General features: G+C 74.9%; 9 protein-coding genes. 4 read left to right on the top strand and 5 right to left on the bottom strand.

The annotated features are described in order from the left end of the window. Window position 1 precedes the first annotated feature (1 nt). Window positions 2-2,281, bottom strand: coding sequence for a beta-N-acetylhexosaminidase (locus ACFPM7_RS18365; RefSeq protein ID WP_378248864.1), 2,280 nt, complete (start codon window positions 2,279-2,281; stop codon window positions 2-4). Window positions 2,282-2,464: 183 nt separating this feature from the next. On the opposite strand from ACFPM7_RS18365, the gene ACFPM7_RS18360 reads away from it, so the two are divergent. Beyond that, entirely contained in the window at window positions 2,465-3,127 is a 663-nt protein-coding gene (locus tag ACFPM7_RS18360; RefSeq protein WP_378248863.1) for a DUF998 domain-containing protein, read from the top strand. 189 nt (window positions 3,128-3,316) lie between these two features. Continuing rightward, the gene (locus ACFPM7_RS18355) at window positions 3,317-4,627 is read left to right on the top strand and encodes a M28 family peptidase (RefSeq protein WP_378248862.1); all 1,311 of its coding nucleotides are present in this window, start codon (window positions 3,317-3,319) and stop codon (window positions 4,625-4,627) included. Between the two features lie 102 nt (window positions 4,628-4,729). On the opposite strand, the gene ACFPM7_RS18350 is transcribed toward ACFPM7_RS18355, so the two are convergent. Beyond that, window positions 4,730-6,244 carry an LCP family protein gene (locus ACFPM7_RS18350; RefSeq protein WP_378248861.1) on the bottom strand — a complete coding sequence of 505 codons (1,515 nt, stop codon included), beginning with the start codon at window positions 6,242-6,244 and terminating at the stop codon, window positions 4,730-4,732. A gap of 181 nt (window positions 6,245-6,425) precedes the next feature. After that, the gene (locus ACFPM7_RS18345) at window positions 6,426-8,492 is read right to left on the bottom strand and encodes a phospholipase (RefSeq protein WP_378248860.1); all 2,067 of its coding nucleotides are present in this window, start codon (window positions 8,490-8,492) and stop codon (window positions 6,426-6,428) included. Between the two features lie 291 nt (window positions 8,493-8,783). Here ACFPM7_RS18345 and ACFPM7_RS18340 point away from each other — a divergent pair, with 291 nt between their 5' ends. Both ACFPM7_RS18340 and ACFPM7_RS18335 read left to right on the top strand, forming a co-directional pair. Next, on the top strand, window positions 8,784-12,245 hold the full coding sequence (locus ACFPM7_RS18340; RefSeq protein ID WP_378248859.1) for a tetratricopeptide repeat protein: 3,462 nt from the start codon (window positions 8,784-8,786) through the stop codon (window positions 12,243-12,245). Between the two features lie 41 nt (window positions 12,246-12,286). Next, window positions 12,287-13,138, top strand: a complete 852-nt coding sequence (locus tag ACFPM7_RS18335) for a class I SAM-dependent methyltransferase (protein ID WP_378248858.1) — start codon at window positions 12,287-12,289, stop codon at window positions 13,136-13,138. On the opposite strand, the gene ACFPM7_RS18330 is transcribed toward ACFPM7_RS18335, so the two are convergent. Further along, a complete protein-coding gene (locus ACFPM7_RS18330) occupies window positions 13,110-13,598 on the bottom strand; it encodes a helix-turn-helix transcriptional regulator (protein WP_378248857.1) in 489 nt (162 codons plus the stop codon). The two genes, ACFPM7_RS18335 and ACFPM7_RS18330, sit on opposite strands and share 29 nt — an antisense overlap. Window positions 13,599-13,684: 86 nt before the next feature. Next, window positions 13,685-15,532, bottom strand: a complete 1,848-nt coding sequence (locus ACFPM7_RS18325) for a hypothetical protein (RefSeq protein WP_378248856.1) — start codon at window positions 15,530-15,532, stop codon at window positions 13,685-13,687. Between the last annotated feature and the right edge of the window lies 1 nt (window position 15,533).

Below are 15,533 nucleotides of genomic sequence, written 5' to 3'. Positions count from 1 at the left end.
GCTACCTGACCTCGACCGTTGTGGTCGCGGTCAGCTCGCCCTGCACGGCGGTGACCGTGCGGGTTCCCGGGGTCGTCGTGGCGGGGATGAGGCCGTGCCGGGCGAAGACGCCCGCGGCGTTCGGGCGCACGGTGTAGGCGGGGACGCCGTCGAGGCGGATCTCGACGTGGTCGGGGGTGAAGCCGCTCAGCGCGAGGGGGACCCAGGTGTTGGCGGCCGCCGTCGCCGGGAGGGTGATCGTGGGGGTGGCCGGTGCCGGGTCGGCCGGGGTGCGCCGGGTGGTGGTGACGCGGATCGTGCTGGGCGGGCCCGCCGACGGGGTGAGGACGCAGGTAGTGGGGCGGGTGAAGGCGGTGGTGACGGTCGCGGTGTAGAGGCCGGTGCTGTGCAGGCCGTCGCGTGGGCGGGTCTGGGTGAAGGTGACAGGGAGGGCGCGGCCCGCGCAGGTGGCGGTCGCGGTCAGCGGGGTCCCCGGGGTGAGGATCTGGGCGCCGTCGGCCGACAGGGTGGTGCCGGGGGCGGCCACCAGGCCGATCGGGTGGGCGGCGCGGTGGCCGTGGCGGACCTCGGCGTCGGTGCCCGCGGTGGTGGCCGACCAGCGGGCCGACGGGCTCTCGTAGAAGTTGGTGCCCGCCGCCGTCCAGCGCGGGCCCTGCTGGGCCAGGCGGAGGCTGAAGTCGGCGATGTCCTTGTGCTCGGCGCGCGACCAGCCCGTCTCCAGGACGGCGGCGGCGCGCGGGAAGGCCATGAACTGGGCCTGCTCGACGCCGCGGATGGTCTCCGACCACAGCGGGGCCTCCACGCCGAGCACCCCGGACTCCGGGATGCCGCCGGAGACGGTGGTGGTCGGGTCCCAGGCGTAGTACTCGGGGAAGTCGCAGATCCCCTTGCAGGCCCAGGTCAGGCCGATCGGGGTGTCCTTGGTGTACTTCTGGTCCAAGTAGGACGCCGCGGCGGCGGACACCACGGCCTTGCCGCCCTTGGCGACGAAGTCGCGCACCCAGTCGCCGGAGCCGATCCAGTACTGCACGACCGAGCCGTCCCAGTAGCCGGGGCCCTGCGACAGACCCGCCTCGGCGTACTCGGTCCAGCCCATCGTGCCGACCCCGGTCGCCGCCTGCACCGCGGGCACGGCCCGGGTGACGAAGTCCACGTAGCGCTCGTGGCCCATCGCGTGCGACTCGTCGCCTCCGATGTGGACATACGGTCCGCCGGTCAGCTCGGCCAGCTGCCGGAAGACGTGGGAGACGAAGGTGTAGGTCAGGTCGAGGCGCTCGTCGAGCGCGGAGTAGCCGACCGCGCCGGTGCCGTTCCAGTCCACGACACCGGTTCCCGGGTCGCGGGCGGGCAGCGAGCGGTCGGTGTTGAGCTGCGGGATGGCGTGCAGGGCGGCGTTGGTGTGGCCGGGGACGTCGACCTCGGGGACGACGGTCACGTGCCGCTCGCGGGCGTAGCGCACGATCTCGCGGTACTGCGCCTGCGTGTAGTACCCGGTGCGCCCCAGCTCGGACTTGTGGCCCTGCTGGTTCATCGCGGTCTTGCCGGACACGCGGGTCAGCGCGGTGTAGTCGATCGGGTCACCCGGCGCGCGGCCCTCGTTGGTGATCTCGATGCGCCAGCCCTGGTCGTCGGCCAGGTGCAGGTGCAGCACGCTCATCTTGAAGCGCGACAGCGCATCGATGTGGCGCTTGACCTCGGCCACGTCCTGGAAGGACCGGGCGACGTCGAGCATGATGCCGCGGTAGACGAAGCGCGGGGCGTCCTCGATGCGCACGGCGGGCACCCGCCAGTCCGCGGCGACCGGGCGCGGCGACTCCGCCCACGCTGGCAGCAGCTGCCGCAGCGTCTGCACGCCGTTGAACGCGCCGTGCGCCGTGCGCGCGGTGATCTCCACCCCGCGGCGGTCGACGTCGAGCACGTAGGACTCCGGGGCGGGCGCGGCGCCGTCGACGGTGTAGTCCGCGCTCGGGTCGACGGTGATCCGGATGCCCGGTCCGCTTCGCCGCACCGGCAACCGGAACCCGGTCGACTTGCGCAGCTGCTCGGCGAGCCGCTCCCCCACCGCGACCGCGTCACCGCGGGCGATGATGGCCGCCGAGCGCGTCAGCACGTACGGCGCGGCCCCGGCCGGGCGCTCGAGGACCACCGGCCGCGGGATCACCGCGATGTCGGCCGCCTGCGCCGACGCCCCGGCGGCGGGCCCGCTGACCAGGCCTGCGAAGACGGCGAGCGCCGTCGCGGCCAGCGTCGATCGTCCTGGGTCGCCTGCCTGCCACCGCATGGGGACTCCCGCCTGCGCGAAGGTGCTCGTACTGGGCGTTCTCCGAGCACAGTAGTGAGCCACCCTTTGGTGGTCTAGACCCATGCGGGTGGTCTGCCGCGACCGGGGGTAGGGGTAACCCCCGAGACCTCTCGGGAGTGTTCCGGATGGATGCCGGCCGCGGATTCCGCGACCGTCGGCGGGGTGGACATTCACGGGGAGAACGGGGCGCCGACGCGCTCCAGGGGGCTCGCGCTGGGCTATACCGGCCTGGTGCTGTCGGCGGTGCTCATGCTCGGCGTGCACATCGTCGGGAGTGGACAGATCGACGCCGTCGGATCGACGCTGTCGGCGCTGGTTTTCGTGGACGGCTACGGCTGGATGTTCGGCGCGAGCGTGCTGTGCATGGCCGCGGGCGCGGCGGGCGTGGGCGTCGCCGCGCGCGGGCACCGCCCGCTGCGGTGGACTCTGGGCGTGGTCGCGGTGTGCTGCGTGCTGGTGGCGGTGTTCCCCACCAACGAGAGCGGGCCGCTGACCGCCTCAGCCGAGATCCACCGCTACGCCGCGGGGGTGGCGTTCTTCCTCGTCCCCGTCGCCGCGCTGCTGGTGGCCGTCCGCCTGCCGCACGGCGACGCGGCCCGGCGCGGGCTGCTGCGCGGCACGCTCGGCGCGGGCGTGATCCTGCTGCTGTTCCTCACCAGCCACTTCGGAGTCATGCCCGAGGCCGTGCAGGACCTGCGCGGGGTGTTCCAGCGCTCGATGTTCGTGCTGCAACTCGGAGTCCTGGCGCGGATGCTGCGCGCCACCGCCCGCCCGGTGACCGTCGCGGTCCCGGCCGCGCGCCGCCCGGTCCTGGTCGCGGCGTAGCGGGCCCGCCCTGGAATCTCGCCGCGCGGCCCCGCGCCGGGGCACCCGCACGGTCCGCCGTGTCCGGGGTGTCCGATTCCCACATGCGGAAATGGCAATGAGAACCCACGTTCGACCCCTACTGAGTGAACGCCACCTGCGTCACGATCCAGCACGGTTGTCCCCCTTACCCTGCTGGAGGCAGCAACCATGTCCCGTAGATCCCTCCTGCCCATCGCGGCCGGCGTGGCGCTCACCGGAGCGCTGCTCCTCGTCCCGATGGCCAACGCGGCCCCCGCGGCGGCGCCAGACATCTCCCTGGCGAACGTGCAGGCCCACCTCAACCAGTTCCAGACCATCGCCACCAACAACGGCGGCAACCGGGCGCACGGCAGGCCCGGCTACCTCGCCTCGGTGAACTACGTCAAAGGCAAGCTCGACGCCGCCGGCTGGACCACCTCGGTCAAGCAGTTCACCTACAGCGGCGCCACCGGCTACAACCTCATCGCCGACTGGCCGGGCGGCGACCCGAACGCGATCATCATGGCCGGGGCGCACCTGGACTCGGTGACCGCGGGCGCGGGCATCAACGACAACGCCACCGGCAGCGCCGGGCTGCTGGAGGTCGCCCTGCAGATCTCCGCCGCCGACCTCGCCCCGGACAAGCACATCCGCTTCGGCTGGTGGGGCGCCGAGGAGGTCGGCCTGGTCGGGTCGACGAACTACGTCAACAGCCTGAGCACCGCGGAGAAGGCGCAGATCGACGCCTACCTCAACTTCGACATGATCGGCTCGCCGAACCCCGCCTACTTCGTCTACAGCGCCTCCGGGCAGCCCGCGGGCTCCCTGGCGCTGCAGCAGACGCTGACCGGCTACTTCAGCTCCATCGGCGTGCAGACCGAGCTGACCTCGGTCGGCGGGCGCTCCGACCACGCGGCGTTCGCCCGCGCGGGCATCCCCGTCGGCGGCACGTTCACCGGCGCGGAGGGCATCAAGACCGCGGCCCAGGCGCAGAAGTGGGGCGGCACGTCCGGCCAGGCCTACGACCCGTGCTACCACCGCTCCTGCGACCGCACGAACAACGTCAACGCCACCGCCCTCGACCGCAACAGCGACGCCATCGCCCACTCGGTCTGGACCCTGGCGGGCGAGGGCGGCGGCACCAACCCCGACCCCGACCCCCGCTTCGAGAACGGCACCGACGTCGCGATCCCGGACCTGACCACGGTCGAGTCCCCGATCACGGTTTCCGGCGTCAGCGGCAACGCCCCGTCCGACCTCAAGGTCGACGTCAGCATCCTGCACACCTTCCGCGGCGACGTGCAGATCGATCTCGTCGCCCCGGACGGCACCGCGTTCCGGCTGAAGAACTCCTCCAGCTCCGACTCCGCCGACGACGTGATCGCCACCTACACGGTCAACGCCTCCGGCGAGACCGCCAACGGCACCTGGAAGCTGCGCGTGCGCGACGTCGCACGCGCCGACACGGGCCGGATCGACAGCTGGGCGCTCCAGTTCTGATCCGTCCGCGCGCCGCGGGCCACCCCGGACGGGGGGTGGCCCGCGTCCGCGTTTCAGGGGCTCAGCGGCTGGCCCGGTCCACGGACCGGCCGGGCGACCGCGTCAGTTGACGCAGGGCGGGCCCGCGGGCTGCTGGGCCGCGGCCCTGGCCCCGTTGAGGGTCAGCGGGCGCTCGCCCGCCAGGGACTGGGTGGACTGGAAGTCCTCGCCCAGCAGGACGCTCACCTGGCCCGCCGCCAGGTTGGAGTCCGGCTCGACCGCGTAGTCGCCGCCCAGGGCCTTGCGGACGCCCTCGGCGCCCGCCGACTCGCCGTCGGCGTGACGGACGACGGTGTCGGCGCGGCCGGTGGCGTTGCCGGGGTCGCCCATGGTGTAGCCGGCGGACTGGAGCTGCTGGGAGACCTGGGCGGCCAGGCCGGTGCGGCCGCTGGCGTTGAAGACGGTGACGGTCGGCTTGGCGGTGGCGGCGTCCTCGGCGGGTGGGGCGGCGGGGGTGTCGCCGAGCAGGCCCGCGACGAAGGCGCGGACCTGCGCCGGGTCGATCTCGATGGCCGAGCCGTCGCCGGTCTCCAGGTCGATGCGGCCGTGCGGGATGGTGAGGAACTCCAGGTCGCCGCCGGTGAAGCTGACCATCTGCTGGGCGAACTGGATGACGTTCCAGCCCTCGTCCAGCACGACGGACTTCTTGATCGCCGTCTGCAACGCGCTCAGCTTGTCCGAGCCGGGCAGGATCATCTCCTGGGAGAAGACCTTGCGGGCCATCCCGGACATGAAGACCTGCTGGCGCACCACGCGGTCGAGGTCGCCGTTGGGCAGGCCGTGGCGCTGGCGCACGAAGGCGAGGGCGCCCACGCCCTTGATGGTCTGCTTGCCCGCCTTGAAGTTCGCGCCCGAGAAGCGGTCCTTGACCGACTTCTTCAGGCAGACCTCGATGCCGCCGACGGCGTTGGTGATGTCGTAGAAGCCGAGCAGGTTGACCTCGGCGTAGTGGTCGACCGTCGCGCCGGTCAGCTCCTCGACGGTGGCGATGAGGTTCTTGGCGCCCTCGCGGTTGGCGGTGCGCTCCAGTTCCTTCTCGTCGCTGACGCCCGCGGCCTGCTGGTCCTTGCGGGACTGGTTCTTCGCCCGGACATAGGCGGAGTTGACCTTGTGGGTGCCGTAGCCCGGGATGTCCACATAGGAGTCCCGGGGAATGGAGACGCCGTAGGCCTTCTTGCCGTCGTTGGGAATGCGGATGAGGATGATCGTGTCGGTGTTCAGGACGCCGTCCTCGGCGGTGGCGTTGATCATCCGCAGCTGCTCCTCCGACAGCGGGTTGCCCTGCGCGTCGGTGCGGCTGTCCATGCCGACCATGAGGATGTCGATCGCGCCGTCGGCGGGCCGCTCGGTCGGGCCCGCGGCGATGACGTCGGTGGTGGCCAGGCCGTCGGAGAAGTCGTCGGCGACCTGCCAGTAGTAGCCCGTCGCGGCCAGCACCAGCGCCGAGACGACGCCAAGCACGACCTTGCCAGCGACCAGTCCGCCGCCGCGCGGCGGCGGCGGCGGGGGGGCGGGCCTGCGGGCGGGGCTCCTGGGGGCCTGCTTGGGCGCGATGCGCTCGGTGCGCAGGTCGGCCACGCGCGGACGCTGCCGGGGCTCGCCCGCGCGCTGGCGGGGCTGTTCCACCGGGCGCTGGCCGGTGGGGCGCGGACGGCGCTCAGGCTGCGGGGCGGGGCGCCGCTCGCCCCCGCGACTGCCTGACCTCGGCGGCCGGTACTCCACGCCCTACTCCCTCCATGGCCCGTAAGAACAGACGTGCTCAAGCGCCCTCGGGTTGCCCGCTAGCCTGACACACGCTCGCGTCCGCCCGGTCGGCCACCTGCGGTTTGCGGCGTGCGCCACAGGCCGCGGCGGCCACGGCCGCAAGCGCCACGGTGGCCCCGTGCAGGGCGAACCCCGCCGCGCTCGGCCGGGCCAACGCCGCGGGCACGCAGGCCAGCGCGGCCAGCAGCCACGGTCCGGGCAGCGAACTGGTGCCGACGCGGACCGAGTGCAGCAGGTACCACCCGAGCAACAGGTGGATGATGCCCGCCATCGGGTCCAGCGGCAGCCCGAGCACGGCCGAGCCCGGCCCGGCGGCGAAGCCGATCACCCCGAGCGCGGCGTAGGCGACGCCGAGGGCCGCCGCCACGCCATCCCAGCGGGACAGACCGTCGGCGAAGCCGCCCTCGGGCGCGGACTTCCACTCGAAGAGCAGGAAGCCGAGCACGGCGGGCACGGCCACCAGGCCGATGGCCAGCAGCGTCGACGGACGCGTCAGCCACGCCGCGGGCACGCCCGGCCCGGCGACGGCGGTGACCATCCCCGCGACGAGCAGCGCCGCGCACAGGTAGCCGAGGTAGACCGTCATCGGCGCGGTGCGCACGATCCGCACCGCGCGCTCGGCGGCAGCGCCGACCCGCCGCACCCGCGGCAGCGCCACGACCGCGACCTGGGCGAGCCCGAGCAGCAGCACCCCCGCGGCCGACGGCACGAAGCTGGGCGTGCCCGCGGGCTCGGCGATGAGCATCGGATCGACCCAGCCCAGCGCGGTCGTCGCCGCCAGCGCGCCGAGCGCCGAGACCGCCACGCCGACCAGGACCGGGCGCGGGACCCGCCAGAGCACGCCGTCGGCGTAGGCGTGCGCGAGCTGGGCGAAGAGCAGCGCCAGCGCCACGCCTGCCGCGTAGTCGGTGAGGGTGCCCGGCCCGAGCAGCTCCAGCGCCAGCACGAGCACCAGCCAGAACGCGGCCGCGCCGGTCCCGGCGGCGCGGTGCAGCACGTGCAGCAGCGGGACCGCGGCGACGACGACCAGCGACAGGCCCAGCAGCCACAGCGGCTGCGCGACGAGTCTGCCGAACGCGGTGGCCACCTCCGGCGGCGCGCCGAACAGCTCCAGCGACAGCGGGACCGCCAGCCACGCGGTGACCAGGGCGAACACCGGCCGGATGAGCCAGCACAGCCGCCCGGCCAGGTAACGGCCGTAGCCGCCGCCCGCGCGCCAGGCGTGCAGGGTGCAGTGGCCGCAGGCGAAGAAGAACAGCGGCACCAGCTGCAGCGCCCAGGTCATCGGCCACAGCGCCGACACCGGCCCGGCGGCGGGCGGGGCGAACGCGAGCGCCGTCTCGGCCAGGACCAGCCCGGCCAGGGCGCCCACCCCGACCAGGGAGACGTAGGCGGCCCCCTCGACCGGCGCGGGCGGCGGACGCGGCGCGGGCCGGGGCCGCCGCCGGAAGACCGGCAGCCGCACCGCCAGCAGCACCACCACCATGGCCAGCACCAGGCCCCACACCCCCATCGGCTCGCTGGCGGGCGGGCCCCAGCTCTGGTGCCAGGAGTTGACGACGAGGCCGACGGTGAACAGCGAGGCCACGACCTGGCAGAGCCCGGCCGAGTCGCGCGGGTTGAGCGCGCACTGGGCGTGCATGTCCAGCGAGAGGCGCTCGTCCAGGGCGCGGCGGCGCTCGGCGTCGACGGGGACGCCGGTGGCGGCGGCGTAGCGCAGCAGGTCGTAGCCGAGGTCGTGGGCCTGGCAGCCGACCGTGTAGTCCCAGCGGGTGGCCGTGTCGCCCCATGGGGCCGAGCAGCCGCCCTCGGGGTTGATCGCGCGCAGCGTCCCGTCGGGAGCGGTGCGCAGGCGGTAGGCGACGCCGGTGACGGCGGTGAAGTCCGCCGGGATCAGGGCTGTCGGATCGCGATCCGGACGCGGGTCCAGAAGGGCGTCCACCGCGGCGGTGACCGGGCTCGCCGCGACGGTCTGCGGCGGGCGCGGCGGACGGGAAGCGACGACGGCGTAGGCGCCCGCGACCAGCACGATCAGCAGCAGCCAGGCCACGCGCAGGCGCATCGGGACCCGTCCTCCGGACGGGTCGACCTCAACACCCGTGGTTCCCCCCACGCAGGCAGGCTAGCGAAGAACCGCGACCGGCGAGGCGGGCGGCGCACCCCCAGGACGCCGCCCGCCCGCACCAGGCTAGTGCGCGCGGCTGGCAACAGGCCTGTACTCGGTGTTAACTGGAGGTTGTCCAGCAAGGGTGCGGTCTACCTGCACCAATGCTCGCCGGGAATGCCCTAGGATGAGCGAACCGGCAACTTTTCACCAGCGCCTTGCGGCAAGTTGTCGATCGGAGGGGGAGCCATGGCCGGCCGTGCCGCGTACATCGGCGAGGTGCTGCGCGCGCACCGGCTGCGGGCCCGGCTCACCCAGCAGGAGCTGGCCGAGCGCTCCGGGGTCAGCGTACGTGCGCTGCGCTACATCGAGCGCGGTTCCGTGGGGCGCCCCCGGCCGGATTCGGTGCGCAGGCTGGCCGCCGCGGTCGGCGTCGACCCCGAGGAGCTGACCAGGCGCGCGGGGGCGGGCGAGCAGCCCAGCGCCCGGCTGTCGGTGAAGGTGCTCGGCGAGCTGCGGGTGCAGCAGGGCGGCGACGACGTCGAGCTGGGCGCGTTCAAGCAGCGCACCCTGCTGGGCCTGCTGGCGCTGCGGGCCAACCAGCCGGTGCGCCGCGAGGAGATCGTGGACGTGCTGTGGGGCGAGCGGCCCCCGGACTCCTGCCACGGCCTGGTCCACACCTACATCTCCCGGCTGCGGCGGGCCCTGGTCTCGGCCAGCAGGCGCAACCGCACCGCGATCGCGTCGGTGCCCGGCGGCTACCTGCTCGCCGTGCCCGACCAGGTCGACGCGGTCGCCTTCGACGACCTGGTGACCCGCGCCGAGGCCCGCGCCCACACCGACCCCGCCGCCGCCCTGGGCCTCTACGACCGGGCACTGGGCCTGTGGCGCGGCGCCGTGCTCGCCGACCTGGGCAGCAGGCTGCGCGGGCACCCGTCGGCGGTGGCGCTGACGATCCGCAGGCGCCAGGCCGCCCTCGCCCACGCCGACCTGGCGATGGCGCTGGGCAGCCCGGCGCAGGCCGTCGAGCGGGTGCGCCCGCTGGTGCGGGACGAGCCGCTGCACGAGGGCCTGCACGCGCGGCTGATCCTGGCGCTGGCCGGGACCGGCGAGCAGGCCGCGGCGCTGCGGGTGTTCGCCGACCTGCGGGCCCGCCTCGGCGACGAGCTGGGCGTGGAGCCCGGCGCCGAGGTCAGGGCCGCGCACCTGCGGGTGCTGCGCGCCTCCGAGCCCGGCCCGGCGGCGCAGCGCGCTCCCGCGCAGCTGCCGCCGGACCCGCCGGGCTTCGTCGGCCGCGCCGCCGCGGTGGCCCGCCTCGGCGCGCTGCTGCCCGCCCCGGACCGGCAGGCGAGCCCGGTGGTGGCGGTGGTCTCGGGCGCGGCGGGTGTCGGCAAGACGGCGCTGGCGGTGCACTGGGCGCACCGGGTGCGCGACCGCTTCCCCGACGGGCAGCTCAGCGTCGACCTGCGCGGCTACGCCTCGCGCACGCCGCCGTCCACCCACGAGGTGCTGGTGCGGTTCCTGCACGCGCTGGGCGTGCCGCCGGAGCGGGTGCCGGTCGACGGCGACGAGGCGATCGGCCTGTACCGCACGATGCTGGCCGGCAAGCGGGTGCTGGTGCTGCTGGACAACGCCGCCGCGGCCGAGCAGGTGCGTCCGCTGCTGCCCGGCGCCCCCGGCTGCTTCGTCGTGGTGACCAGCCGCGACCGGCTCACCGGGCTGACCGCGCGCGACGGCGCGCACTCGGTGCCGCTGGACGTGCTGGCCCCGGCGGAGTCGGTCGACCTGCTCGGCGGCCTGCTGGGGGCGGGCCGGGCGCGCCGGGAGGCCAGGGCGGCCGCCGAGCTGGCCGACACCTGCGGGCACCTGCCGCTGGCGCTGCGCATCGCGGGCGCGAACCTGGCCGTGCGCCCGGGCGACAGCGTCGCCGACCACACCAGGGAGCTGCGCGCCAGGGGCAGGCTGAGCGGGCTGGCGGTGGCCGGCGACGAGTCCGCGGCCGTGCGGGCCGCCTTCGACCTGTCCTACGACAAGCTGGTGCCGCCCGCGCGCAGGCTGTTTCGGCTGCTGGGCCTGGTCCCCGGCGTCGACGTCGACCTGGCGGCGACCGCGGCGCTGGCCGGGCTGGCCCCGGCGGCGACGACCCGGCTGGTGGGCGTGCTGGTGCAGGGCAACCTGATCCGCGAGTCCGCGGCGGGCCGCCACGCCTTCCACGACCTGCTGCGCGAGTACGCGCGCAGCCGCGCCGAGGACGAGGACACCGCGCGCGAGCGGATCTCGGCGCTGGAGCGGCTGTTCGACCACTACATCGATGAGATCCGCGCGCACAGCGCGGTGCTGTGGCAGACCGGCGCGCACACCGACGCCATGCCGGGCACGGAGTCCTCGGCCCTGGCGTGGCTGGACGAGGAGCGCGCGAACCTGGTCGCCGCCACCGTCGCCGCGCCGGAGATCGGGCTGCCCGCGCACTCGTGGCGCTTCGCCGAGGCGATGCGCGGCTACTTCGCCAACCGCGGCGGCGGCGCGGACGGCGTGGTGGCCGCCGCGGCGGCGCTGACCGCGGCCCGCGCCGAGGGCGACGTGGACGCCGAGGCGTCCGTGCACGACCTGCTGGGCCTGGTGCACTGCAACCTGTCGGACTACGCCTCCGCCGTCGAGCACCACCGGTGGGCGCTGGAGCTCAGCCGCGGCACCGGCAACCGGGTCGTGGAGGCGGCGGCGCTGCACAACCTGGGCCGCGCCTACTCGCAGCTGGGCCAGCCCGCGCAGGCCGAGGCCTACTACGAGGAAGCGCTGTCGATCAACCGGGCGATCGGCAACCGCAGGGGCGAGGCCGCGGCGCTGCACTACACCGGCGCGGTGGCGCTGTCGCTGGGCAGGCCGGAGGCGGCCATCGAGCGGCACCAGGAGGCGCTGGAGCTCTCCACCAGCATCGACCACCGGCAGGTGCAGGGCGCCGCCGCGCAGGGGCTCGGCCTGGCCTACTGGGCGCTGGGCGACCTGCGCCGGGCCGCCGAGTGCTACGAGCGCGCCTTGGCGGTGTGCAGGCGCTACGGCTACCGCCACGGCGAGGTGGCCATGCTGATCTGCCTGGCCGAGACCGGCCTGGACAAGGGCGAGTTCACCGAGAGCGCAGCGGGGGTGCGGGTCGCCCTCGACCTGGCCAGGCAGCTGGGCGAGCGCAGGCACGAGGTCTCGGCGCTGGACGTGCTGGCCACCATCCAGCAGCGCACCGGCGAGTGGTCGGAGGCGGCCCGGCACTACCAGGAGGCGCTGGCGCTGGCCAGGGAGATCCGCTTCGGCTACGGCGAGGCGTCGGTCCTGACGGGACTGTGCGTGCTCTCCCGCCGCACCGGCGACCTGGAGTCCTCGATCCGCGACGGCATGGCGGCGCTGGCGCTGATGCGCGACACCGGCATGCGGCTGCTGGAGGGCCGCGCGCTGACCGAGCTGGCGCACGGGTTCCTGGACGCGGGCGAGGTCACGGCGGCGGCCGACTTCGCCGAACAGAGCCTGGCGGTGACCGAGCGGGCGGGCCAGCGGCTGGCCCGCGGCCGGGCGCGGCACGTGCGCGCGCTGGTCCGCCAGGTCTCCGGCGACCTGCCCGGCGCGGTGGCGGACTGGCGCGCGGCGCTGGTCGTCTTCGCCGAGCTGGCGGTGCCCGAGGAAGCGCACGTGCGCGCGCTGCTGGCGGCGTTCGCGCGACCGTAGGCCCGCAGGAGAACGACGGGCAAGAACGATGGGGGACAACGATGGGGGACAAGGCCGTGGAGATCGATCCGGGCAACGCCGCGCAGCGCGCGGACTGGGACGGGCCGATGGGCGAGTTCTGGGTGCGGTGGGCGGCACAGCTGGACCGCGCCTCGGCGGGCTACCTCCCGCACCTGGTCGTCGAGGTCGGCGCGGGCGACGCGGTACTCGACATCGGCTGCGGCACCGGGGCGACAACGCGGGCGGCGGCCCGTCGCGGGGCGCGCGCGACGGGGGTCGACCTCTCCGCCTCGATGCTCGACCTGGCCCGGCGCAGCGCGGCCGAGGAGACGGTGGACGACGTCGAGTTCGTCCAGGGCGACGCGCAGGTGCACCCCTTCCCGCCCGCGGCCTACGACGTGGCGATCAGCAGGCACGGGTCGATGTTCTTCGCCGACCCGGTGGCCGCCTTCGCCAACATCGCCTCGGCGCTCAAGCCCGGCGGGCGACTGGCGCTGATCACCTGGCAGGCCCAGAAGCGCAACGAGTTCCGCACCGCGGTGCACGCGGCGCTGGCGGGCTGGCGGCCGATCGCCGAGCCGCCCGCGCACGCGCCGAGCCCGTTCTCCCTCAGCGACCCCGAGCGCGTGCGGGAGGTGGTGGGGGCGGCCGGGTTCGAGGACGTCGCGCTGCGCGAGGTGCGTGAGCCGATGTGCTTCGGCGACACGGTGGACGAGGCCTACGAGTACCTCAGCGCCCACTTCGGCCCGGTGACCGCCGACTACGACGAGGAGCTGAAGGCCCGCGTGTTCGCCGCCCTGCGCGCCGATGTCGCCGCGCACCTCACCGATGGCGGCGTGCTCTACGGGTCGGCGGCGTGGCTGGTCACCGCGCGTCGGGGTCGGGGACGCTGAGCGGGCGCAGCCGGGCGATCAGCTCGGTGACCTCCAGGCCGCACAGCTCGGCGAGCCGGTCGAGGGCGGCGATGTCGAGGTGCACGACGGGCGGCTCGGGGCCGACGTGGGCGGCCAGGCGCCCGGCGGCCCAGCGGCGCAGCGGGGACAGCTCGGGGCGCCCGTCGCGCACGACGCGGCGCAGGTCGACGTGGGCGCGGCCGACCGGCGTCCCGGCGAAGACGCGGTCGTGGACCCGGGAGATCAGCTCGTGCGGCTGCTCGTCGAGCGCCAGGCACAGCTCGACGAAGCGGACCACTGTGCACTGTCTGGTGCCCAGCTCGTAGGTGGCGAGGGTTTGCAGGGATATCTCGGTCTGCAGACGGTCGTTCAGCTCCTTGCGCGTCCACCCGCGCTGCTTGCGCGCCTTGCGCAGCTCGTCGCCGAGCACGCGCTGGTAGACGGCCGCGTCGATGTGCACGCCTGGTCCCTTCCGCCGGATGTGAACGGAAGTGCCGAACCCGGCCCGCATTACGCGGTTCCGGCGAAGTTGCGCCGATCGGGTGATCACCACTGCCAAACAACCCACCCCCGGTGCGGCACCGGCCCGGCGGGTCCGGGCGGTCGCAGCGGGGCGAGCAGGGTCGTGGTGGCCGGGTCGGGGACGCTCACCCGCGGCGTGGCGGGGTCGGCGGAGCCGTTGGCCACCGCGACCCTGAGCCTGCCGCCGACCAGGGCGGCGTGCGGGATCAGGTGCGGGCCGCCGGTGACGAGGGGGATGCCGGGGTCGAGGTGGGCGACGGCGGCGTGCAGGTCGGCCTGGTGCTCGTCGGAGCCGGGCAGGTCCTCGGGCGCGGTGGCGGCCAGCACCGCGACCCGCCCGCCCTGCGGGGTCTCCGACAGCACCAGCGCGTCGCCCCAGTACGCGCCGTCGGGCGTGCGGACGGTGCTGAGCACCTCGGCCGACGGTCCGGCGTGCAGCCGGGCGAGCGCGGGCTGCTGGTTGACCGAGGTGCGGCCGCGCCCTTCGGCGACCGAGTAGAGCGCCGAGGCGCGGTCGACGACCTCGTGCACGGTGACGCCGAGGTCGGCCCCGCGCTCGGTGAGGATCGCGGCGGCGACGCCGTCGAGCAGCAGGCCGCCCGCGAGCAGGGCGGGCAGGGCGGTGTCGGGGACGGCGCGGGCCAGCAGGCCGAAGACGGCGGTGGCGGGCGCGCTGCCCGCGCGGACGGGGACACCGTTGGTGAGCAGGTAGCGGGCGGCCCGGGTGGCGTCGAGCGCCAGCGAGTCCAGGGTCCCGTCGGCGTGGACGTGCTGGGCGGCGTCGCCGTACCAGGGGATGCCCACGCCGACGGTCTCGGCCGGGCCCGCGCAGAACTCCAGCGCGGGCCGGGAGTCGCGCAGCAGCGCGCCGACGGCGGGGAAGCGCTCGGGCGAGCCCGCGGTGAAGGGGACGACGTCGAGCAGCAGGCCGTCCGCGCCGGACAGCGCGCAGGCCACCATCTCCGACCAGGTCTGGGTGTCGGATTTGGACCAGGCGGTGAACGGATAGTTCTCCACCTCCGGGGCGACTTCCACGCCCTCGGGCCGCAGCGGTCGCTGGAGTTCCAGCATCGCCACCGACCAGGCCAGCTCCCGGCCGACGGCGTCGCCGTAGGGGGCGTAGTGCGGCCGGTGGACGGCGCCGGGTCCGAGTGCGGCGAGCAGCCGCCGCCAGTCGCGGCCCTCCACGGAGGCGACGCCGAGCGTGGAACTCATCAGGCCGAGCGCCGAGCGGCCCGCGACGGCCTCGCGCACCGCGTCGACGGCCTCCAACTGCGCCTCGAACCAGGTGCGCGCCAGCAGCGCGCGCCACGGGTGCGGCCGTCCCGGCGCGGTGATCGCGGCGACCAGCTCGGCGCGGCCGACGCGCTCGCCCGCCAGCGCGGCGAAGCGCTCCAGCATCGGCGGCTCGAAGCCGCCGCCCCAGGACAGCGGGGCGTGGTTGTGGAAGCGGAAGTCGTCCTCCAGCCACAGCACGCGCAGGCCCAGTGCGGCGTAGCGGCCGTAGTGCGCGGCCAGCCAGGAGCGCCAGCGCGGGCAGGCGAAGGACGCCTGCGCGGCGGCGACCTCGCCGAGCGGGGACACCATGGGCGCGAAGCCGCGGCGGTCGCGGCGGCCCCGGTCGGCGTGGCCGACGGTGGTCCACGGGTTGAGGCTGACCGCCAGCCCGCCCGCGCGCAGCACGGGCACGGCGGCGGCGACGGTGTCGAACCAGCGGTCCTCGTCCGCGCCGACCCCGGTGAAGTGCTCCTCGGCGTTGGTGATCAGCACGACCTCGCCGATCCCGTTGGCGTCGCAGAAGTCCACGACCCTGGCGGCGTCGTCGGGGACGCCCGGTCCGGGCAGCACCTGGAAGCGCAGCGCGTAGTACAAC

This window comes from Actinokineospora guangxiensis, from assembly GCF_042657845.1.
In the GTDB taxonomy this organism is placed as follows: domain Bacteria; phylum Actinomycetota; class Actinomycetes; order Mycobacteriales; family Pseudonocardiaceae; genus Actinokineospora; species Actinokineospora guangxiensis.
Note: the sequence above shows the minus strand (reverse complement) of the source record. Positions and strands in the feature narration are given on the sequence as shown.